The sequence below is a fragment of the Micromonospora sp. DT201 genome (genome assembly GCF_049841575.1).
GTDB lineage: Bacteria > Actinomycetota > Actinomycetes > Mycobacteriales > Micromonosporaceae > Micromonospora.
The window spans coordinates 407,226-427,787 of record NZ_JBNCKP010000002.1; the positions used below are offsets into that span (position 1 = coordinate 407,226).

The window sequence follows — 20,562 nt, forward strand, 5'->3', positions numbered from 1 at the left end:
AACCAAAGGGGAGAACCGTGACGCACGTGTCCGAGCGCAGCGGCGCAGGAAGCAGCCCGACCGGCGCCGGCGGCGACCGCCAGCCCTGGACGGGCGGTGCCGGCCGCCAGGCGCGCAAACGCTCGGTCTCGTACGCCGACGCCGGCGTCTCCATCGACGCGGGCGACCGCGCGGTGGAGCTGCTCAAGTCGAAGGTGCGCCAGACCCGCCGCCCCGAGGTGCTCGGTGACCTCGGTGGCTTCGCCGGCCTGTTCCGGCTCGACACGAAGAAGTACAAGAGCCCGATCCTGGCGTCCTCGACCGACGGGGTGGGCACCAAGCTGGTGATCGCCCAGCAGATGGACATCCACGACACGGTCGGCATCGACCTGGTCGCGATGGTCGTCGACGACCTGGTGGCCTGCGGTGCCGAGCCGCTCTTCCTGCTCGACTACATCGCCACCGGCGAGGTCGTTCCGGACAAGGTCGCCGAGATCGGCGCGGGCATCGCCGACGGCTGCCGCTACGCGGGCTGCGCGCTGCTGGGCGGGGAGACCGCTGAGCACCCCGGCGTGCTCCGTCCGGACGAGTACGACATCTCCGCGACCGGTGTGGGCGTGGTCGAGGAAGCCGACATCCTCAGCCCGGACCGGGTCGAGGTGGGCGACGTGGTGATCGCCATGCGTTCGTCCGGCCTGCACTCCAACGGCTACTCGCTGGTCCGGCACGTGCTGCTCGGCGCGGCCCGGATGCGGCTGGACATCGTGATCGACGACTTCGGTCGGCAGCGGACCCTCGGTGAGGAGCTGCTCACCCCGACCAAGATCTACGCCAAGGACTGCCTCAAGCTGATCGCCGAGGCCGAGGTGCGGGCGCTGTCCCACATCACGGGCGGCGGCATCCCCGGCAACCTGGTTCGGGTGCTGCCGGAGCACGTCGACGCGGTGGTGAACCGGTCCACCTGGAAGCCGCAGCCGATCTTCGACCTGATCCAGTCGAAGGGTCGGATCGACGACCAGGACATGGAGTCGACCTTCAACATGGGCGTCGGCATGTTCGCGATCGTGTCGGCCGAGGACGCTGACCGGGCGCTGGCCACCCTGACCGGCCGTGGGGTCGAGGCGTGGCAGGCCGGCGAAATCATCGAGGGCACGGGCAACGTGCAGATGGTCGGTCAGCACACCCGGGGTTGATCACACTCTGGTGATCGTACGGGCACCTGATCAGGGCTTCACCCGAGTGGCCAATGCCGCCTAGCCTGAAGGGCTCAGGGCTAGGCGGAGGAGGGCGATGGCTGCTCGGGGACGCTCGTTCAGCGGGATGCGCGGTCTGGCCGTCGTCCCGTCGTACGTCGTCATGCAGCCGACCACCCTCTGCAACCTTGACTGTGCGTACTGCTATCTGCCGTTTCGTGCCGCCGACCGGCGGATGCCGGTGTCGGTGGCCGAGGCGGTCGCGGCGTCGGTCAACCCCTGGGCGGCGGCCAGCCGGTTCTCCGTGGTGTGGCACGGCGGTGAGCCGCTGGCGGCCGGTCGGGAGCATCTGGCCGACCTGATGGCGCCGTTCGGGCCCGAGGTCGAGCACCACGTGCAGACCAACGCCACCCTGATCGACGACGACTGGTGCGACTTCTTCGCCCGGCACGAGATGCGGGTGAGCGTGAGCGTCGACGGGCCCCGGGCGCGCAACGGCGACCGGGTCAACCGGGGCGGCCAGCCGGCGTACGACCGGATTTTGCGCGGTGTCGCCACGCTGCGTCGGCACGGCCTGCCCTTCTCGGCGCTGGCCGTGGTGTCCCGGCCGGAGCCAGGGCTCGCCACCGAGCTGTACGACTACTTCCTCGAGCTGGGCTGCGACGTGTTGGGCATCAACATCGAGGAGACCGAAGGGGTCAACACCCGCGACAACAGCCACGACCCGGCGGCGGTGACCGGCTTCTGGGCCGAGTTGGTCGCGGCCTGGCGTCGGGAGCCCCGGATCCACCTACGCGAGATCGAGTGGTCGCTGCGGTACGCCGCGGCGGTGCTCGACGACTCGGCGGACGGGGTGCTGCCCCGCCGACTGGACCCGATCCCGACGATCGGTCACGACGGTTCGGTGATCGTGCTCTCCCCGGAGTTGGCCGGCTTCACCGACCCCCGCTACGGCGACTTCAGCAGCGGCAACGTGCTGACGACCCCGCTTGCGGAGATTCTCAGCGGTGCGGCGGCGACGCCGTGGGTGGGCGAGTTCCTGGCTGGGGTGGAGGCGTGCCGGGAGTCCTGCCCGTACTTCGGCTTCTGTGGCGGTGGCCATGCTGCCAACCGCTACTTCGAGCTGGGGCGTTTCGACGGCACGGAGACCGAGCACTGCCGCAACAGCAAGATCCGCCTATTTGAGGGAGTGTTGGAGCATGCCCGAGACCACCAGTCACCGACGGCCTGAGCGCGAAGCGGACGACGGCGTCACCGAGCGGGTGCGGGAGGCAGGTCCCGCGCTCGTCGCGTTGCTACAGGAGGCCGAAGACGCGCGGCGGTTGCGCTCCGAGGTTTCGGGAGGCGACGGCTCCAGCGCAGTCTGCGCCTGGAACCACTTTGAAAATATCCCGACGTTCTACAACTGGAACAATCGCCCGCGCTGACGGAAGCCACGATCGGGGGCCTGTCGAGCGACCGGAGTAGCTCCGGTCGGGTCAGGCCCCTGATCGTCGGCAACTGCACCTGCACGGGACGTGCGTGAGCACGCGGGAGTCACCGCGTGCTCAGTTGCGTCGAGAGGTCAGCGGGTCGGACGGACCCAGGGATCCGGATCGTCGTCCGCGTGATCCTCATCATCGTCGTCGACGAACTCTTTAGAGTCGTCGTCGAAGTGGTGCTCAGACTTACCAGCACCCGCCAGTTCGCGCTGCAAGGCGGTGAGGTCGGTGTTCGGGGAGTGATACTTCAACTCCCGGGCCACCTTTGTCTGCTTGGCCTTAGCACGGCCGCGCCCCATGGCTCGACCCCCTCGCACAGAATGCGGGGCAGCCCGAAGGCGGGCCCCGATGACGTCAGGCATCTCTCGTGGCTCTTACGGTACATGGGGATGCCACCGTTCGGCACCTCGGGTTACCGTCAGCCGGCTCTGCGCGTCGCGTCGATCCGGCCGCTACCCAGTGTACCGGGTAAGGAGCGGAACGTTTAGCACCCGTGACACCGGACAAACCGTATCAAAATCGACCCGGCTTCAGCTTACTGCCTGCGCCGACAAAGGGGGCCCGGAGGCGGATCCCGCGATCCGCCTCCGGGAACGCTCAGCGCAGGTGGATCGCGCGCAACCGGCCGATCTCCGCCATCCGCCGCTCCGCCAGCCGGTCCGCAGCCACCGCCGGCGGCACGCCCTCGGCGTCAGCCAGGCGCAGGATCTCGCGGGTGGTCTCGTAGATCCGGGTCGCCCGCAGCTTCGCCCGGTCGAAGTTGAAGCCCTCGATCTCGTCGGCCACCTGGATGACGCCGCCCGCGTTGACCACGTAGTCCGGGGCGTAGAGGATGCCCCGGTCGGCCAGCAGCTTCTCGATGCCCGGGTGGGCGAGCTGGTTGTTCGCTGCCCCGGCCACCACCTTGGCGCGCAGCGCCGGCACGGTGTCGTCGTTCAGGGCGCCACCCAGCGCGCACGGCGCGTAGACGTCGATGTCCGCAGCGACAAGCGCGCTTGCGTCGTCCACCAGGGTGACCTGCGGGTGGTTGGTACGCACCCACTCCAGCGCCTTCGGGTTGACGTCGGTGGCGACCACCTCGGCACCATCTTCGAGCAGGTGCCCGGTCAGGTATTTGCCAACCTTGCCCAGCCCGGCCACACCGATCCGCCGGCCCCGCAGGCTCGGGGTGCCCCAGACGTGCTCGGCGGCGGCCCGCATGCCCTGGAAGACGCCCCAGGCGGTGAGGATCGAGGAGTCACCGGCGCCGCCGTGCTCGACGCTGCGCCCGGTCACGTAGCGGGTCTCCCGGGCCACGACGTCCATGTCCGCCACGTACGTGCCGACGTCGCAGGCGGTGTAGTAGCGACCGCCCAGCGACTCCACGAAGCGACCGTACGCGCGGAGCAGCGCCTCGCTCTTGATCTGCTCAGGGTCGCCCCAGATGACGGCCTTGCCGCCGCCCAGGTCCAGCCCGGCGAGCGCGTTCTTGTACGCCATCCCGCGCGACAGGTCGAGCACGTCGGCGAGGGCGTCCTCCTCGCTGGCGTACGGGTAGAAGCGGGTCCCGCCGAGCGCCGGCCCCAGCGCGGTGGAGTAGATCCCGATGATCGCCTTCAGGCCGCTCTGCTTGTCCTGGCAGAACACGACCTGTTCGTGACCGGTGGAGACCGGTTCGTCGGTGCTCGCGAATACACCCATGGTTGGCTCCTGGAGTGGTGTGCGTCCTCGTGGGACGCGGACCTGGTGGGCCCGGCGGGGATGCTGCCGGTCTGATCGAGCCTAGTATCGGCCGCCGTGAGGGCGCTCGACGCGCCGCCGCCATCCCACGTTGCGGCGCGCGTGGTCCTGCCGCTGACCGCGTACGGGTGCGGTTCGTGGGAGGATCGCGCCGTGCCGTCGCTCTTCGCTTCTTACCTGCGCGTGTACGAGCCGCTGACCGCCTTCGACCGAGACCGGCAGAGCTACTGGCGCCGCTATGTCTCGGAGGGGCGGGCGGTGGCCCCGGTCGAGGGCCCAGGCCGGCAGCGGACGGCGGTGATCGAGGCGCTGGGCGCTGGTTGGACCCGGCTGCCGGACCTGCCGGAGGAGGCGTACGTCCTGGAGACGGACGACAGCCTGCTGGTCTGCCCATGGAACCTGCGGATCCGGGTCGCTGAGGCGGCGCTCAGCGCCCGGGACGGGGTGCCCTCGGTGCTCGCCGACGCCTTCGTGCCGCCGGTGCTCGCTGGGCAGGCCAGGGCGGTCGTCGACGACTGGCGCAGCGGTGCCCGGGTGCTGGAGCACGGGGTGCCCAGGGTGCACGAGCAGATCGCCACGTGGGGAGTGCCGCTGCGTTGGTTCGTGCTCTTCGATCCGGCCGAGCGGGACCTGGTAACCCAGCCGGGCCGGCGGGCGCTGCGCTACCGCACCGAGATCTCCAAGGCCCGCCGTCGCTCGTCGCGGGCGCTGTCCGTGCTGCGCAAGTCGGTGGGCGAGGCGCCGATCACCGAGGCGGTGGAGGAGGCGGCTCGCTGGCTGGAGGAGTTCCATCCACGGTCGGTGGTCGAATTGGACTACGGGGGCCTGGTCGACCTGCTCTCCGACGAGACCCTCGCTGCGGACGACTCGCCTGAGTTGGTCGCCGGCGGCCTCGCGGGGCTGTCGCGCGGTGAGGCCGAGGAGGCGTCCGCCGCGTACGACAAGTTGGTGGCCCGGTGGCGCGCGGTGCAGTTGTTGGAGCGGTGCAACTAGGGCATTTCGCCCAAGGAGCGCTCCCAAGGTGAGTTGTGCTCGTAGTTGACGCATCACGAACCGTGATCATGAGTCCGAATAAGGTAGTTTCTACGGTGTAAAAGTCGTAAAAATCGGGCATGGTTCATCCGTCCGTCTAGGGACCTTCATCCGTTCGGCCCATGTCGGACATCGGGGACTAGCCGGACCATGGGAGACGCGTCGGCCGGCGGGACCCCGGCCGATGTCTATACATGTGGAGGAGTGACCGATGGCATCGCGAACGCACGAACCAGAGCCGCTACTCACGCCGGCCGAGGTGGCGTCGATGTTCCGTGTCGACCCGAAGACGGTGACCCGGTGGGCCAAGGCGGGCAAGCTCAGCGCCATCCGCACCCTGGGTGGCCACCGTCGATACCGCGAGTCGGAGGTCAGGGCGCTGCTGCAGGGTCAGATCCCGCAGCAGCGGCAGGGCGACTGAGCGGCACGAGTTTTTCCGGTCAGGGGCGGTGGATCTCGATCCGCCGCCCCTTTCCGTGCCCGCCGTCAGCGCCGCCTACGGGGCAATTCGGGCGGTGAGCGACTCCATGTCGCCGATGTGGCGGCATCCCGTCTCGCGGATACCGCAATATCGCCGACATGGAGTGGATCACCGCCCGGACGCCCACCATGCGGGATCGCCAGGCCGCTGGTTTGTTCTGTCTGGCGACGTCAGACCGACCTCAGCGCCGGCCCTCGGCCAACGTCACCCGGATGCCGACCGTGCCGCCCTCGCCGTGGCGCAGCCGGCTGCCGAGCAGGCTCAACCGGCCGATCACCCGGTACTTGTGCTTGAGCAGGTCGCGAATGCGACCGGTTTCACCGCCGCCACAGATCGTCGCGCGAGCCGGCACCTCTGCGCCGTGCGGCCGGCCCCGTACGTCGCACGGCGCCAGGGTCACCTCGCCGTTGTTGCGGATCCGCTTGACCTTGCCCGAGTCGGCCCGCGTCCAGACCGCCAGCGCCTCGCCGTCGCGGACCGCCCAGACCGGGGTCGGCACCGCTCGACCGTCCTTGCGGAAGGTCGTGAGCAGGAGGTATTTCTCGGCGGACAGGCGGTCCAACGTGGTCACGCCGAAAGGATACGACCGCTGCGGGCCACCCATTGCCGGATAGCGTGAACGTCGTGACGGGTGAGCCTCAAATCGGTGACGTGATCGGCGAGCTGCTACGGGACACGCTGGCCGTGGCCACCGGGGTGGGCCCTCGACCACTGGTCGGCGGCCGACTACCCCGGCCGGTCATCGAGATCATCGAACGGGATGACGGTCTGATCAATGGTGCGCCGGCCGCGCACTACCTGGACGGGCCGCAGGATTGGCAGCCGTACGACCACCGGGCGGTGGACCGGGTCCGCGGCGAGACGCTGGACATCGGCACCGGCGCCGGCCGGATCGCGCTGCTGCTCCAGGAACGTGGCGTGCCGGTCACCGGGCTGGACACCTCCGCTGGTGCGCTTGCGGTGAGCCGGCGTCGCGGTGTCCGGAGGTTGGTGCACGGCACCGTCGACACGCACATCGCCGACGGTCAGCGGTACGACACGTTCCTGCTGCTCGGCAACAACCTCGGCTTGTTCGAAGGTCGGGAGCGTGCCCCCGGGTTCCTGGCCGCGCTCGCCGCGCTGGCCCGGCCAGGGGCACAGATCATCGCGCACGGCACGGACCCGTACGGCACCCGCGACCCGCTGCACACCGGTTACCACGAGCGGAATCGCCGTCGGGGCCGGCTCGGCGGTCAGCTACGGCTCCGGCTGCGCTACCGGGAGCTGGGCACCGAGTGGTTCGACTACCTGGTCTGCTCCGCGGACGAGTTCGCCACACTGGTGCACGGCTCCGGCTGGCAGCTGACCGATGTGGATGACCGCGACGCCCCCTACTACCTGGCCACCCTGCGCCTCGCTGACTGAGCGACGGCCCCCGCACTCCGCTTGGAGCGCGGGGGCCGTCAGACGCGACTCAGACCTGGACGGTCGGGGGCAACTGCTCGGGCGGGAGGCCACCGTCGCCGTCCACCACCTCGTCCGGGGTGCCATCCTCGTCGAGGTCGACCATGGTGATGTCGACCTTGCCGTCACCGTCGGTGTCGAACTGGAACAGGTCGGCCTTGCCGTCGCCGTCGGTGTCCACCACCCACACGTCGGTCTTGCCGTCGTTGTTGGTGTCGGCGCGCAGCAGGTCGACCCGCTCGTCGCCACGGGTCTCCACGATCTCGGAGTCGTCGCTGTCCGGGGTGGTGACGCTCTCCGGTGCCTGGCTCATGTCGATGCGGTCCTTCCCTCGGTTGACGGGCCGTCAGTACCCGGTCCCGCGCTCCCCCAAGCATGGGCGGGGTCGTCGAGCTGTCTAGGGTCGCACCATGAGCGAGCCGAGCGGGCGAAAGACCCGGGCTGGTGTGGCGGGGACCCCGCGCGCCGGCAGGCGGGACAGGGAGGCGTGATGAGCGATCGTTTCGTGGTCGTCGGTGCCGGCACGATGGGGCTCGGCATCGCGTACGTGGCGGCCGGGGCCGGACACGCCGTCGAGTTGGTCGAGGTGGACCCGGAGCGGGGTGCAACCGCGCTGAACCGGCTCGCCGAGCTGTGGGAGCGGGCTGTGCAGCGCGGGAAGCTGAGCGCCGACGAGGCCGCCGCGAACCGGCAGCGGGTCGTGCTGCGCCCCACGCTCGCCGAGGTCGCCCCCGCGCCCGAGGTGATCGTGGAGGCGGTGCCGGAGCGGCTCGACCTGAAACGGGCGGTGCTGCGTGACGCCGCCGCGCTGCACCCGGCGCTGCTGGGCAGCAACACCTCCAGCATCGCCATCAGTGAGCTGGCCGCCGAGCTGGATGCGCCCGAGCGTTTCGTCGGCCTGCACTTCTTCAACCCGGTCTGGGCGATGGCGCTTCTTGAGATCGTGGTCGGCCCGGCCACCGCCGAGGAGACCACCGCCGCGGCCGTCGCGCTCGCCGGCCGGTTGGGCAAGGACCCCGTCGTCGTACGCGACCTGCCCGGTTTCGCGACCTCCCGGCTGGGGGTCACTCTCGGGCTGGAGGCGATCCGGATGGTCGCCGACGGGGTGGCCAGCCCGGCCGACATCGACAAGGCGATGGTGCTGGGTTACCGGCACCCGATCGGCCCGTTGGAGCTCACCGACCTGGTCGGCCTCGACGTGCGGCTGGACATCGCCCGCACCCTCCAGGCCGCGTACGGGGACCGCTTCGCACCGCCGCCGCTGCTCCTGAAGATGGTGGCCGAGGGCCGGCTGGGAAAGAAGTCGGGGCACGGTTTCTACAACTGGAGCGGCGGGGTCAAGCAGTGAGCGCGAGGAATGGGTTGCGGATCGAGGAGCGGCCGGACCGGTTGGTGGTCACCCTGGACCGACCGGAGAAGCGCAACGCGATCGACGCTGACCTGATCGCCGAGTTGCACCAGGTCTGCGCCGAATTGGAGGCGCGCCCGCGGCTACTGCTGCTCACCGGTGGCGCGGCCGGAATCTTCGCCGGTGGCGCCGACATCGCTCAGCTTCGAGAGCGGGGCCGCATCGACGCGCTGGCCGCGATCAACTCTGCCGCCTTCGCCCGGATCCGGGCGCTGCCGTTGCCCACCGTGGCCGCTGTCGACGGCCCGGCGCTGGGCGGTGGCGCGGAGCTGGCGTACGCCTGCGATCTGCGGGTGTGCACGGCGCGGGCGGTCTTCGGTCAGCCGGAGGTGCGGTTGGGCATCCTGGCTGGCGCTGGCGCGACCCACCGGCTGCCCGCGTTGATCGGTGAGGGCCGGGCCAAGGAGTTGCTTTTCACGGGCCGGCGGGTGGACGCGGCGGAGGCGCTGCGGATCGGCCTGGTGAACCGGGTGGTGGACGAGCCCGATGAGCTGCTGACGGTGGCGCACGCGTTGCTGGACGAGATCGCCCTAGGCTCGTCGCTGGCGCTGCGGTTGACCAAGCTGGCGGTGGACGCACCCGCCGCCGCGCACCCACAGCTCGATCTGGTCAGCCAGGCCGTGCTGTTCGAGGACGAGGAGAAGCACCGGCGGATGACCGAGTTCCTGGAGCGCCGCCGGACGAGGTGAGACGAAACGGCCGCACCGGCGAGATGCCGGTGCGGCCGTCGTGGGTCTGCCGTCGTGCTCAGTGCCGGATCTGCACCCCGGAGTCGGCCAACCCGCGGATCACCTGGGCGGACTCGCCGAAGCCGATGATCAGTACAGCGTCCGCACCGAAGTCCTCGATCTCCTGCGCACCGCCGCTGAAGTCGACCGGGGGTGCCTTGGCGTCGGCCGGCGGCTCGTACGTCAGCAGCTTGAGCCGGTCGCTGGCGATGCCGGCCTTCTCCAGCTCGTCACGGACGGTGCCCTGCAGGCCCTCACCGTAGGAGTCCTTGCGGGCGACGATCACGATTTTCTGCGACCCGTCGCGGAGGATGACGTCGGCAAGCGCCCGGCCCTGGAGGCTGTCCGGCGGGGCGGTGCGGAAGTAGAGGCCGCCGTCCTCCACGTCGGTCAGGCTGCTGTCGGTGTTGGACGGGGAGAAGAGGATCTTTCCGGCCCGCACCACGTCCGGCAGCACCGCCCGGGAGATGCCCGAACCACCCGCGCCGATGATCACGCTGACGCCGTCCGTCACGTGCTTGGCCACTGTCGCCTTGGCCACCGCCGGGCTGGTGCCGTCATCGCCATCCAGCCAGGTCACGGGCTTGCCCAGTGCGCCACCAGCGGCGTTGATCTCCCTGATCGCCAGCGCGGCGCCGGCGGCCATGGGCGGGTACGCGATGGCCAGGTCACCGGTCTTCGGCAGCAGGCCGCCCAGGATCAGCGGCTTTTGGGCGGGGTTCGTGCCGGGGCGCTGCTTCTTCGGCTTCGGCGGCGTCTTGGTGCTCGCCGCCGACTCGATGCCCGCGCCGACGAACTCCGTCTTGCCGTCGTTGATCTGCTGCCCGTCGAAGGTCAGCGTGGCGTAGCTCGCGGTGGCCGGCTCACCCTTGTCGGTGAAGCCCGCCCGGCTCAGCGAGACGCCGCGGTACTCGATGTCCTGCCCGTTACGGGCCAGCGTGAGGCAGCTCGCCGGGTCCTCGCATCGCTGCCCGTCGTTGGTCACGGCGACGATCTGCTTCGCGATGGCCGCCGGGTCGGTGCTTCCGGCCAACTGAGCGGCGAGCACTGCGACCACCACCGCGTCGTACGTCTCAGCGGAGTACACGTAGTCCGTCAATGCCGGATTGACGACCCCTAGTCGGCTCTTGAAGTCGTCAGGCAGCGGGACGAGTGGCGTGGTGCCCTTCATGCCGTCGACGAGACTCGCACGTTCCTTCAACTCCGCAGGATACGTGTTGAGCATGTTGCCGTCCGTGCCGTAGAGGCGCACCTGTTGGGCGCTGGTCTCCTTGGCCTTGTCATCCCCGCAAGCGCTTGTGGCGAGCAGGATCGTCGCGCAGGCGGCCAGTGAGGCCACCCGCGAGCGGCGTGATACGAGCATGGTCGTCCTTCCTCCGGCGAAGGTCCGCTGCGCACATTAGCGTGCCGGAGCCTGCTGCGGGACCGTGGAGGTGGCGTAAAGCGCAGGTAGCTCGCGTTGGACACAGACAGTGACGGCCGTCAGGGTCCTTGACCGTCCGTCCTACTGTGCGCTGCGTGACGGACCTACCACAGCAGACGTTCGACGATGCGGCCGCCGTGCTTCGCTCGGCGCTGACCGGGGATGGAGAGGCGGTGGTGGGAGCATTCGACGCGGTCGTCGACCGGGCCGGTCTGAGCGGCGCGTACGGGGTCGCCTGGTGCCTGGCTGCGACGATGCTCGGTGACGCGCCAGAGGCCAGCGGAGCAGCGCTGGACTTCCCGGGGATCGACCAGGCGGAGTACGACACCCGCTGGGTGGCCCGCTTCGTCAGCGCGTACGCCAATCGGGACGAACCGACCGGCGAGGCGCTCTTCGGCGCTGCGGCGGCTGATGGGCTGCTGCCCGACTGCCTGCTCATGCTCGCCGGCTCGACGATCGCCACCCTGCGCAGCCGCGCCGGGTGACAGGCTGCCGGGTCGCGGCGTCCGTCGGGGGGGCGGACGCCGCGACCGCGCGAACCACTCAGAAGGCGTGGTACGCGATCAGCGGCTCGTACTCGTAGCGCAGGTTCGCGAAGCGGACCCGGAAGTTGACCCCGTCCCGGACGTCGGTCGCCACCGTGATCCAGCCCGAGTTGGCCGGCAGGTAGGTCCAGTAGTTGCAGGCGTTCGTCTTGTCGACGAAGATCACGCACGCCTCGGTGGCGTACACGCTCGCGTTGCGGACGTTGATGTCGCGACAGCGGGTCGTGGTGCGGTATTGGCCGGCCTCGCCCCCGTACCGGCCGGTCTGGAAGTACGTGCGGACAGCGCCGCCGTAGCAGGTGGCGAGCGGGGCGAAGGCGTTCGTGCCGGTGCTCACCGGTGTGACCGATGCGGCGGGTTCGGCTTGCGCCGGCGTGCCGGCGAAGAGCAGTGCGGTGGCCGTGGCGACGGCGAGCAGGCGAGCCGTTGGGGATGACATGTGTGCCTCCGAAAGCGGGTGGTAGACCGTCCGTATAGGACTGATCATCGGATCGTGACGATGATACGTATCGATCGATGGTGGCGTGGTCCCCGGTCTTGTCCGGCCCATGTGGTAGCTCTTTAGGCATGTCCGAGGCCATGCTCAGCAAGGTCCGTAAGCTGCTGGCCCAGGCCGAGGACCCGGCCTGTACGCCCGCTGAGTCGGCCGCGTTCACCGCCAAGGCGACCGAGCTGATCGCCCGCTACGGCGTCGACCGGGCACTGCTCGCAGCCCGTGACCCGACCACCGACCCGGTCGGCGACCGGGTCCTGGACATCGTCGCCCCGTACGCCCGGGACAAGGTCGGCCTGCTCGCCGCGGTCGCCGAACCACTGCGCTGCCGCTGCGTACGCCGCCGGCAGGGCAACGGCTTCGCGCTGCACCTGTTCGGCTTCGCCAGCGACCTGGAACGGGTCGACCTGCTCTTCACCTCACTGCTCGTGCAGGCGGCGCACGGCCTGGCCGCTACTGCGGTGCCTGCGGACGACCATCCCGCCGCCTTCCGCCGGTCCTGGCTGGCCGGGTTCGCGCAGGTGATCGGGGGCCGGCTCTGGGCGGCGGAGACGGCGGCGGCAAGCGAGTCGGGCACACCATCGGTGGCGCTGGTGCTGGCCGACCGGTCCGACCGGGTGCAGCGACGGCTCGCCGAGGAATACCCGCGGCTGCGCACCGCTGCGCCACGCAGGCTGGGCGGCACCGGCTTCGGCTCGGGAGCCGAGGCCGGTCGCCACGCGGACCTGGGTGGTCGGGACCTCCGCGGCAACGCCACCCGAGAACGGCAGCTCGGCCGCTGACGAACGCGAGACGGCGACGGTCGGGGAGCTCGGCCTTTGACGACCGCGTAGCGGCGCCGGTCAGGCGGGGGTGGGGCGGTGGCGCGACGCCGCGGTCACGTAGCGAGTGAGCAGCTCGTGCCAGCCGGCGGTGAGCGCCTTGCGGTATCCCTCGGCAGCCTCGCCGTGCCGGTCGAAATGCCGGTGCTCCAGCTCGATCCGGGTGCGCTCGGGCCCCTCGGGCACAAACAGCACCTCGACCTCGCTGGCTCGGGCCGGGTCCGGCACTGGTGCCCGGTCCGGGCCAATCTGCCAGACGAAGACCAGGCGGCGCGGCGGGTCCCAGGTGAGCACTCGGCCCCAGTCGGCGCGGAAGCCGTGTGGGCCAAGCTCGTAGAGCATGCCGCCAGCCCGCGGCTCCATGCCCAGCTCCACGAGGGCATCGGGACCGGACCAGGTGTATTCGGTGACCCACCAGTCGGTCAGCTCATCGGTGAAGACTCCGAACGCGTGCTCTGCGGAGGCCGGGACGAGGAAGCTGCACCGTAGGGAGAACCGGTCGGCGTCCTGGCGGATGTCGGTCGGATCAGTCATCTCCTGTCCCATAGGCCCGGACCATACCGGCTGATGCCTGGGTGCGCAGCTTCGCTCGGTGCCCGTTTCCAGACAATGGGTTGCCGAGCCGTCACGTACGGGATGGGTTGCCGAGCCGTCACGGACGGGATGGGTTGCCGGGCCGTCACGGACGGGATGCGATGCCGGGCCGTCACGGACGGGATGCGATGCCGAGCGGTCACGGACGGGATGCGATGCCGGAAAGCGGGTAACCGCGCCGAGCGGCCCGGATGACCGGGCGCCGTGTGCAGCGGGGCGGGAGAGCATGAGCGAGAGCGCGCAGCAGCGGGAGCCGGGCCAGGTGGACCCGGACGTCCTGCTCGACATTCCGAAGGTCTCCGTCGACGCGATCCGGCTGGCCGTCGACGGCCTGGAGGCCGACCTCTCGCTGCGGGCCCGGGTGGCCAACCTGCTGCAGGTCGACGCCGGCGTGCGGGTGCACCTGAGTGGTGGCGAGCTGGACGTCAACGGCGCGCACGCCGAGGCGCAGCTGCGGGTGCGGTTGGATCAGCTGGCCACCATCCTGGGGCGAGCGCTCGACACGCTCGACAACAACCCACAGATCATCGAGGCGCTCGCTCGGACGGCCGCCACCGACGTCGATGAAGTGCATCACGGCGCGCAGCAGTTGGCCGCAGGGGCCACGGGGGTCAGGGCATCGGCTGGGGCGCTCGACCAACCGGGCCAGCCTGTGGGCGCGGCCGGCGCCTTCGCCGACAGTGCCCGATCGGGTTCCAGTCGCCAGGGACCGGGTCCGGGCGACGGTGCCCATTCGGGTTCCGGTCGCCAGGGACCTGGCCCGGGTCGGCCAGCGTCGAGTCCTGGTAGCGGGGGACCGCCTGCCGGGGGGCCCGGGCCTCATGCCGGAGGTCCGGGACCGAGTGCTGGGGGTCCGGGACCGAGTGCTGGGGGACCCGGATTTCGAGCCGGTGGCCCTGCGTCGGGCGACCAGACGCATCCGGAGTCCGGCGGAACGCAGGACCGCCACCAGGGAAGCCGGCGGCACGGGGAGCGGCATCACCCCGAGGGGCAACGGCCCGCTGGCTCTGGTGCGGCGCAGCGGCCCGCTGGCTCTGGTGCGGCGCAACGGCCCGCCGGGGCGGGCTGGGGTGCAGAAGGGCCGGCGGGGTCGCGGGCCGGGCAACCCGGCAACCGGCCCGATCAGTCGCCCGCCCCTGGTCCGAGCCCGGCGAAGGATGGTGACGGCGGCGGAGTGGCGGGCGGGGCGCACGCTGCGGCGCAGAGCGCGGCTCAGCTCGCCGAGCAGGCGGGGGAGACGCTGCGGCAGGCGGGGCGCAGCGTCTGGGCGGCGATCCAGGAAGGCATGGCGCAGCACCGCCAGCAGGGGCGCCGCGACAACTGACGTCCCGCGCAGCCGCGTCCCGCGCAGGGAGTCGCGTCACCACCGCCGCGTGATCGACTCAATGTCGGCGATGTGGGGGTATCAGAGCGCCTGGATAGCGCCATGTCGCCGAAGTGGAGTCGATCACACCAGGTCGGAACCTGGGTGCGCTGCTCCGTTGCTAGCCGCGCACGCTGACGTGCCGTGCCCGGCCACAACAGCAAGATCCCCACCTACGTTTCCGCTGGTGGGGACCTCTGTAGCCCGGCGAAAGGCTATGTGGCCAGGGGCGGGGTCGAACCGCCGACCTTCCGATTTTCAGTCGGACGCTCGTACCAACTGAGCTACCTGGCCGTATCGCTCGGGTCATGCTACCCGGCAACCGGACGAACCGGTGGCAGGGTGACCTGCTCCGATACGCAGAACGCCGCGCGAGGCGCGGCGTCAGCGCTGCGGTCCTGACGGGACTTGAACCCGCGACCTCCGCCTTGACAGGGCGGCGAGCACTCCAACTGCTCCACAGGACCTAGCTTGTGTTGCTCCGGCTTACGCCGGTCGTGCTCCGGCTTACGCCGGTCGTGCCCCCAACGGGATTCGAACCCGTGCTACCGCCTTGAAAGGGCGGCGTCCTGGGCCGCTAGACGATGAGGGCGGCCCCGCCATCATTGCACATTGCAACTTCAAGCGGACTTGCTCCCATCCGGCCCCGCCGGAGGCTTAGAAAGCATACGTGATCCCCGGTCGGTCGACAAAATCGGTGTCGGCAAGGGCTTTGAGCGGGGCATAACTGCAGGTCAAGGCCGGTCTAGCGGAGCCGGGTAATGCCGAAGCGTTGCTTCAGGTCGGCGATCAGGTGGGGGCAGGCGGCGAGCGTCGCGGCCCGATTACCGCCCCCGTCGTGCAGCAGCACGATGGAACCGGGGCGGGCGGCGGAGTGGACGCGCTTGCCGATCGTGGCGGCCGTCGGCTTGTCCCAGTCCTGCGGGTCGACCGACCAGTGCAGGGGGCGCATGCCGAGGTCCTTCGCCACCGCCAGCACCTCCGACGTCCACCGGCCCCCCGGCTGCCGGTAGAAGGAGACCTTCGCGCCGGGCGCGGCCGTCTGGATGGCCTTGTTGGTGCGGGCCAGGTCGGCCTTGATCTCGGCGACAGGTCGCCGAGCCAGGTCGAGGTCGTGTCGCCAGCTGTGGTTGCAGAGCTGGTGGCCCTCGCGGACGATCCGGCGAACCAGTTCCGGGTGGCGCTGCACCTCGCTACCGACTACGCAGAAGGTGGCGGTCACCTTGGCGGCCCGCAGTTGGTCGAGCACCTTGGGTGTCCAGGCTGGGCTGGGTCCGTCGTCGAAGGTCAAGACCACTGGGCGTACGCCGGTGTTGCGCCGCAGGCCGGTTGGGAGCTTGGCCGGCAGCGGTCGCAGCGGAGGCTTGGGCGGCTTGGCGAGGGTGGGGTGCGGCGACGGGGTGGGGGCGGGCGGGGGCGTGCTCGATTGCACCGGCTGCGGTGCGCCGCCGGGCGCGATGGCCCGGTCCGGCTGGGCACAGCCGGACAAGACCAGCGCCACGGCGAGGACGGACGCCAGGACGGCGCGGACTTGCATCTGCTCGCTCCCGGGGGGTCGGGGTAGGCGGACCACCCGACGGTAGTTCACACCGTCAGCGGGCGACAATGCGATCAGTCATGCCTCGACTAGTCCAGCGAGTCGCGGACCGCGACGGCGAGCGAGACCGCCTCGGCCAGGTCGACCGGCCGCACCACCCCTGCGGGCAGCGCGTCGGCTCGCCAGCCGGGACCGGCGGCGAGCACCAACAACGGACGGCGGGGAGCCGCGAGCAGCGCGCTGAGCTGAGCTGGGTCGGCAGTGGCCCGGGTGTGCGACCAGAGCACCACAGCGGCCGGTCCGGTCCGGTTGACCGCCTCGATGAGGGCGGCCACCGGCACCCGGGCCCCGAGCGCCCGGCAGCTGACCCCGGCCTCCGCGAGAGCGGCGGCCAAGGCCTCCAGCGGCAGGGTGTGCTGCTCCTCGTCGGCGCAGGAGAGCAGGATCCGGGCCGGCCCGGTGGGCACCTTGGCCCGACTGGCGGCTGCGAGGGCCTCGGAGACGCAGCGGGACACCAGGTGTTCCACCTCGATCAGGCCGGCAGTGGCGGCGTGGCGTTCGCCAATGCCGGCGAGCACCGGGCGCAGCAGTCCCTCCCAGGTGGCGACGACCCCGCCAGCGGTCAGGGCGTGCGCGATCGTCTCGCTGATCGCTGCCGCGTCCAGCCGCATGGCGGCCCGGGCCAACCCGCGGGCGGCCGGGCCGGCACGGCCCACCGGGATGGTTCCGCCGCCGTCCCGACCGGGTCGGTGGATCCGGCTGGGGGCGGCAGTGCCGTTGGGCGTCGGATCGGGTGCCTGGCGGGCCCAGCGGGCCGCCTCGGCGGGGCTCACCCCCTCGGCGGTGAGCCGTCTCATGATCTCGAGACGGGCCAGGTCGCTGGGCGTGTACCGACGGTGGTGGCCGGGGATGTGCTCGCTGGGCCCGAGCCCGTAGCGCTGGTGCCAGGTGCGCAGGGTCGTCACCGCGACCCCCAGCCGGCGTGCGACCGCGCCCGCGCTCAGCGCCTCATCGACCACCCGGCCGCTCCGCCGTGTCATCCGCCGGGCGGGGTCACGGCCGAGCCGGGTGCTTCCGGCGTGGACCCCGAAGGGTGCAGCAGACGGTTCACCACCCCGCCCAGCCAGGGTGCGTACGACCGGGGGTCGAGGTCCAACTCGGCCTGCAGCGCGACGGGGTCGGCCCAACGCAACTCGGCCACCTCGTCCGGGCTCGGCAGGAGCGGGGCTGCGGGCAGGAAGTTGCCCCGCAGTACGTGGTCGTACTCGAATTCGACCCGACCGGTCGCCGGGTCCTCGGCGTAGTAGACGTAGACGCCGACCTCGGTCAGTTCGACCGGGCCCGCGCCCAACTCCTCGCGCAGCCGCCGGTTGGCCGCCTCGGCGAGTGATTCGCCTGGCCGGGGGTGGCCGCAGCAGGAGTTGGCCCAGCGCAGCGGGAACCGGGTCTTGACGGCGGCCCTGCGCTGGAGCAGCACCTGGCCGTCCGGGTCCACCAGCAGCACCGAGAAGGCCCGGTGCAACTGCCCCGGGGGCTGGTGTGCGGCTGCGACGGTCAACTCGCCGTGGGCCTTGCCGGTCTCGTCGACAAGCTCGACCAGGTGCTCCTCGCGGCTGCTCATCGGCCTTCTCCAGTGATTCGGCCGGCGGCGAGCTTGCCGGAGATGAGCACCATCGGTACGCCGACCCCGGGCTGGGTCCCGGAGCCGACGAAGACCACGTTCGACAGATCGCGGTGCAGGTTCGACGGGCGGAACGGGCCGGTCTGGAAGAGAGTGTGGGCGGCGGCGAACGGGGTGCCGGCAGCCATCCCCTGCTCCTCCCACTCGGCAGGGGTGATCGCCCGCAGCACCTCGACCCCAGCACCGAAGCCGACGTAGCCGCGCTCCTCCAGGGTGCCGATCAGTTGGTCGCTGTAGCGCTGGGTCAGGTCACCGCGCCACTCGAACGGGGCCCGGTGCAGGTTGGGCACCGGGGCGAGCACGTAATAGGTGTGCCGGTCCGGTGGGGCCACCGTGGGGTCGGTCCGGCTCGGGTTGGTCAGCAGCAGCGATGGGTCGGTCATGAGTTCGCCCCGCCGGATGACCTCATCGAAGGTGCCCTTCCACGCGCGTCCGAAATGGATGTTGTGATGGGCGATCTTTGCATAGGCCTGTCGGGAGCCGACGTGCAGAACGACGCAGGACGGGGAGTAGGTGAGCCGGCGCTGCCGAGCGGCGGGGAGTAGGTCCCGGTAGGCGACCGGCAGGTCGGGGTTGAGCACGACCACGTCGGCCGGAACCAGTTCGCCATCGGCGGTGAGAACGCCGGTGGCGCGGCCGTTCGCCGTCTCCACCCGGGTCACCGTCGTGTCGTACCGGATCTGCACGCCGTGTTTCTCGGCGGCGCCGGCCATCGCCTTGGAGACCGCGTGGATGCCGCCGCGCGGGAAGTAGACCCCGGCCACCGAGTCGAGGTACGCGATGACCGCGTAGATGGCGAGCGCGTCGTGCGGCGCGAGGCCGGCGTACATCGCCTGGAAGGAGAAGATCCGCTGGGTACGCGGGTCCCGGAAGAACTGATTGATCTTCGTCTGGAGGCGCCGGAAGGCTCCGCCGCTGAGCAGCTTGAGTAGGTTGCCGGTGATCAGGTCGGTCGGCGCGTCCAGGTTGCGTTCGATGAAGTCGGCCCGCTCCAGGCGCCACAGCTCCCGTGCGTAGTCGACGAAGCGCAGGTAGCCGTCTGCCTCGCGTGGGCCGCAGACCCGGGAGATCTCGGCCGCCATCCGGGTGGTGTCGGTGAGCACGTCCAGGGTCGAGCCGTCCGGGTAGTACGCCCGGTAGGCAGGGTCGAGCGGGGTCAGGTCGAGCCAGTCGTGCATCTCCTCACCGACTGCGGCGAGCGCCTCGGCGATCAGGTCGGGCATGGTGAGCACGGTCGGGCCGGTGTCGAACTCGTAGCCGTCCACGGCGAGTCGGCCGGCTCGCCCGCCGGGCACCGGCTCGCGCTCCAGCACGGTCACCTGTCGGCCGCTGCCCGCCAGGTGCAGCGCGCAGGCGAGCCCGCCCAGCCCGGCCCCGACGACCACCACCCGGTCCGTCCGTCCTGTCACCGTCCGCACGTGACCACCTCCTCGAAAAAGTCGCTCATCAGGCCCGCCGGTTGGTAACGGCGGTGGCCAGCCCGGTCAGCGCGGTCCGCGCCGTCCGGTCTATGGGTGCGGCATCGAGCGCGACCAGCGCGTCGCTCACCCGCTCGGCGATCATCCGCTCCACCCGGGTCACCGCGCCGGTCTCGGCGAGCAGTTCGGCGAGCCGGTCGACCGGTCCGTCGCTGGCCCGCTCCAACGCCCTGAACTGTGCTGGTGTGGCCAGTTCCTGAGCCAGCATGAGCAGTGTGGTCGGCTTGCCGGTGCGAAGGTCGTCACCGGCCGGCTTGCCGGTGGCGGCCGGGTCGCCGTAGACGCCGAGCAGGTCGTCGCGGAGCTGGAACGCTTCGCCGACGGCCAGGCCATAGCGGGTGTACGCGGAGGCCAGCGGATCGTCGGCGGGCACCCCGGCCAGGCAGGCACCGAAGAGCAGCGGCCGCTGGACGGTGTAGCTGGCGGTCTTGTAGCGGGCGACCCGCAGTGCCCGGTCGACGGACCAGCTGACCGGGTCGTTTTCGCCGAGCACGTCGAGATATTGCCCGGCGACCGTCTCCACCCGCATCTGGTCGTAGCAGCGGCGAACTTCGAACAGGTGGGCCGGTGCAACGGTGGCCTGGGCGAGCAGCCGATCGGCCCAGACCAGGCAGAGGTCGCCGATGAGCACGGCGACGGCCTCGCCGAAGCGCCCGGGATCACCCCGGTGGCCGGCGGCGATGTGCTGCTCGGCGAGCGCGATGTGCGCGGTGGGACGGCCGCGACGGGTGGTGGACGCGTCCATCACGTCGTCGTGCACAAGCGCGAAGGTGTGCAGCAACTCCAGCGCGGCCAGCGCGGGCAGCACGGGCGGCAGTGCCTCGGTGCTGCCGACCGCTCCGCGCCAACCCCAGTAGGCGAACGTGGACCGGATCCGCTTGCCTCCGGTGAGGACGGCCTCTCGCGCGGCGGCGGCGAAGCCGCCCATCGATGTGTCGATCTCGGTGAGGGAGTTGACCTCGGCGGTGAGGAAGGTGCTCAGGGTCTCGTGGACCGCAGTGACCAGATCATGGGTGTACGCGGCCAGAACGGCACGGACCGGGTCGTCCCCGTCGCCCGGCACTGCCGCCGCCACACGAGTCGCATTGCCCGCAACTGCGTCGTTGGCCATGCGGCCGAGCGTACCCTAGACTGCGAGTTGCGTCGATTGGTGCGTCGATAAA

At 70.8% G+C, this 20,562-nt stretch carries 23 protein-coding genes and 3 tRNA genes; 11 read left to right on the plus strand and 15 right to left on the minus strand.

The features are described 5' to 3' along the window. The first annotated feature begins 17 nt into the window (after nt 1–17). The 3 genes from purM (at nt 18) to amcA (ending at nt 2,599) form a co-directional block, all read left to right on the plus strand. A complete protein-coding gene (gene purM / locus ACLQ28_RS05680) occupies nt 18–1,172 on the plus strand; it encodes a phosphoribosylformylglycinamidine cyclo-ligase (RefSeq protein ID WP_184180412.1) in 1,155 nt (384 codons plus the stop codon). A 127-nt stretch (nt 1,173–1,299) separates the two neighbouring features. Further along, nucleotides 1,300–2,403 (plus strand): cyclophane-forming radical SAM peptide maturase AmcB, encoded by a 1,104-nt coding sequence (gene amcB, locus ACLQ28_RS05685; RefSeq protein WP_425685346.1) that lies wholly within the window; start codon nt 1,300–1,302, stop codon nt 2,401–2,403. Further along, complete coding sequence (gene amcA / locus ACLQ28_RS05690; RefSeq protein ID WP_425685120.1) at nt 2,372–2,599, plus strand: multiple cyclophane-containing RiPP AmcA; 228 nt, start codon at nt 2,372–2,374, stop codon at nt 2,597–2,599. Before amcB ends, amcA begins: the two co-directional genes overlap by 32 nt. A gap of 137 nt (nt 2,600–2,736) precedes the next feature. On the opposite strand, the gene ACLQ28_RS05695 is transcribed toward amcA, so the two are convergent. Both ACLQ28_RS05695 and ACLQ28_RS05700 read right to left on the minus strand, forming a co-directional pair. Continuing rightward, the gene (locus ACLQ28_RS05695) at nt 2,737–2,952 is read right to left on the minus strand and encodes a DUF3073 domain-containing protein (protein WP_030332207.1); all 216 of its coding nucleotides are present in this window, start codon (nt 2,950–2,952) and stop codon (nt 2,737–2,739) included. A gap of 298 nt (nt 2,953–3,250) precedes the next feature. Then, nucleotides 3,251–4,333, minus strand: coding sequence for a Glu/Leu/Phe/Val family dehydrogenase (locus tag ACLQ28_RS05700; RefSeq protein ID WP_425685121.1), 1,083 nt, complete (start codon nt 4,331–4,333; stop codon nt 3,251–3,253). A gap of 192 nt (nt 4,334–4,525) precedes the next feature. Between ACLQ28_RS05700 and ACLQ28_RS05705 the strand changes: the two genes are divergently transcribed. Continuing rightward, complete coding sequence (locus tag ACLQ28_RS05705; protein ID WP_425685347.1) at nt 4,526–5,365, plus strand: hypothetical protein; 840 nt, start codon at nt 4,526–4,528, stop codon at nt 5,363–5,365. A 250-nt stretch (nt 5,366–5,615) separates the two neighbouring features. Beyond that, complete coding sequence (locus tag ACLQ28_RS05710) at nt 5,616–5,825, plus strand: BldC family transcriptional regulator (RefSeq protein ID WP_007073996.1); 210 nt, start codon at nt 5,616–5,618, stop codon at nt 5,823–5,825. Nucleotides 5,826–6,066: 241 nt separating this feature from the next. Here the strand turns inward: ACLQ28_RS05710 and ACLQ28_RS05715 are convergent, their stop codons facing one another. Further along, entirely contained in the window at nt 6,067–6,456 is a 390-nt protein-coding gene (locus tag ACLQ28_RS05715) for a PPOX class F420-dependent oxidoreductase (protein WP_425685122.1), read from the minus strand. Between the two features lie 53 nt (nt 6,457–6,509). Between ACLQ28_RS05715 and ACLQ28_RS05720 the strand changes: the two genes are divergently transcribed. Further along, the gene (locus tag ACLQ28_RS05720; RefSeq protein ID WP_425685123.1) at nt 6,510–7,289 is read left to right on the plus strand and encodes a class I SAM-dependent methyltransferase; all 780 of its coding nucleotides are present in this window, start codon (nt 6,510–6,512) and stop codon (nt 7,287–7,289) included. Between the two features lie 49 nt (nt 7,290–7,338). Here ACLQ28_RS05720 and ACLQ28_RS05725 read toward each other — a convergent pair whose 3' ends face one another. Then, nucleotides 7,339–7,641, minus strand: a complete 303-nt coding sequence (locus tag ACLQ28_RS05725; RefSeq protein WP_425685124.1) for a hypothetical protein — start codon at nt 7,639–7,641, stop codon at nt 7,339–7,341. A gap of 177 nt (nt 7,642–7,818) precedes the next feature. On the opposite strand from ACLQ28_RS05725, the gene ACLQ28_RS05730 reads away from it, so the two are divergent. Beyond that, complete coding sequence (locus tag ACLQ28_RS05730; RefSeq protein WP_425685125.1) at nt 7,819–8,676, plus strand: 3-hydroxyacyl-CoA dehydrogenase family protein; 858 nt, start codon at nt 7,819–7,821, stop codon at nt 8,674–8,676. Beyond that, nucleotides 8,673–9,425, plus strand: coding sequence for an enoyl-CoA hydratase/isomerase family protein (locus ACLQ28_RS05735; protein ID WP_425685126.1), 753 nt, complete (start codon nt 8,673–8,675; stop codon nt 9,423–9,425). The genes ACLQ28_RS05730 and ACLQ28_RS05735 overlap by 4 nt, the downstream gene beginning before the upstream one ends. 58 nt (nt 9,426–9,483) lie before the next feature. On the opposite strand, the gene ACLQ28_RS05740 is transcribed toward ACLQ28_RS05735, so the two are convergent. Continuing rightward, nucleotides 9,484–10,827: an ABC transporter substrate-binding protein gene (locus ACLQ28_RS05740; RefSeq protein ID WP_425685127.1), complete on the minus strand. Its 1,344-nt coding sequence runs from the start codon at nt 10,825–10,827 to the stop codon at nt 9,484–9,486. A gap of 155 nt (nt 10,828–10,982) precedes the next feature. Here ACLQ28_RS05740 and ACLQ28_RS05745 point away from each other — a divergent pair, with 155 nt between their 5' ends. Then, the gene (locus ACLQ28_RS05745; protein ID WP_425685128.1) at nt 10,983–11,372 is read left to right on the plus strand and encodes a hypothetical protein; all 390 of its coding nucleotides are present in this window, start codon (nt 10,983–10,985) and stop codon (nt 11,370–11,372) included. A gap of 58 nt (nt 11,373–11,430) precedes the next feature. Here ACLQ28_RS05745 and ACLQ28_RS05750 read toward each other — a convergent pair whose 3' ends face one another. Next, on the minus strand, nt 11,431–11,871 hold the full coding sequence (locus tag ACLQ28_RS05750) for a hypothetical protein (protein ID WP_425685129.1): 441 nt from the start codon (nt 11,869–11,871) through the stop codon (nt 11,431–11,433). 128 nt (nt 11,872–11,999) lie between these two features. On the opposite strand from ACLQ28_RS05750, the gene ACLQ28_RS05755 reads away from it, so the two are divergent. After that, nucleotides 12,000–12,707: a DUF2786 domain-containing protein gene (locus tag ACLQ28_RS05755; RefSeq protein ID WP_425685130.1), complete on the plus strand. Its 708-nt coding sequence runs from the start codon at nt 12,000–12,002 to the stop codon at nt 12,705–12,707. Nucleotides 12,708–12,767: 60 nt separating this feature from the next. Here the strand turns inward: ACLQ28_RS05755 and ACLQ28_RS05760 are convergent, their stop codons facing one another. Further along, nucleotides 12,768–13,292, minus strand: coding sequence for an SRPBCC family protein (locus ACLQ28_RS05760; RefSeq protein ID WP_425685131.1), 525 nt, complete (start codon nt 13,290–13,292; stop codon nt 12,768–12,770). A gap of 274 nt (nt 13,293–13,566) precedes the next feature. Here ACLQ28_RS05760 and ACLQ28_RS05765 point away from each other — a divergent pair, with 274 nt between their 5' ends. After that, nucleotides 13,567–14,664: a hypothetical protein gene (locus ACLQ28_RS05765; RefSeq protein WP_425685132.1), complete on the plus strand. Its 1,098-nt coding sequence runs from the start codon at nt 13,567–13,569 to the stop codon at nt 14,662–14,664. Between the two features lie 259 nt (nt 14,665–14,923). On the opposite strand, the gene ACLQ28_RS05770 is transcribed toward ACLQ28_RS05765, so the two are convergent. The 8 genes from ACLQ28_RS05770 to ACLQ28_RS05805 all read right to left on the minus strand — a co-directional run bounded on the left by ACLQ28_RS05770 (nt 14,924) and on the right by ACLQ28_RS05805 (nt 20,510). After that, nucleotides 14,924–14,997 (minus strand) — tRNA-Phe (locus ACLQ28_RS05770). 99 nt (nt 14,998–15,096) lie between these two features. Further along, nucleotides 15,097–15,170 (minus strand) — tRNA-Asp (locus ACLQ28_RS05775). A gap of 52 nt (nt 15,171–15,222) precedes the next feature. Then, nucleotides 15,223–15,295, minus strand: a tRNA-Glu gene (locus ACLQ28_RS05780). A gap of 153 nt (nt 15,296–15,448) precedes the next feature. After that, nucleotides 15,449–16,240, minus strand: a complete 792-nt coding sequence (locus ACLQ28_RS05785) for a polysaccharide deacetylase family protein (protein ID WP_425685133.1) — start codon at nt 16,238–16,240, stop codon at nt 15,449–15,451. 89 nt (nt 16,241–16,329) lie between these two features. Next, nucleotides 16,330–17,259, minus strand: coding sequence for a MerR family transcriptional regulator (locus ACLQ28_RS05790; RefSeq protein ID WP_425685134.1), 930 nt, complete (start codon nt 17,257–17,259; stop codon nt 16,330–16,332). 17 nt (nt 17,260–17,276) lie between these two features. Further along, the gene (idi, locus tag ACLQ28_RS05795; protein ID WP_425685135.1) at nt 17,277–17,861 is read right to left on the minus strand and encodes an isopentenyl-diphosphate Delta-isomerase; all 585 of its coding nucleotides are present in this window, start codon (nt 17,859–17,861) and stop codon (nt 17,277–17,279) included. Further along, on the minus strand, nt 17,858–19,339 hold the full coding sequence (gene crtI / locus ACLQ28_RS05800; RefSeq protein ID WP_425685136.1) for a phytoene desaturase family protein: 1,482 nt from the start codon (nt 19,337–19,339) through the stop codon (nt 17,858–17,860). Before crtI ends, idi begins: the two co-directional genes overlap by 4 nt. A gap of 28 nt (nt 19,340–19,367) precedes the next feature. Next, nucleotides 19,368–20,510, minus strand: a complete 1,143-nt coding sequence (locus ACLQ28_RS05805) for a polyprenyl synthetase family protein (protein WP_425685137.1) — start codon at nt 20,508–20,510, stop codon at nt 19,368–19,370. Nucleotides 20,511–20,562 lie beyond the last annotated feature (52 nt).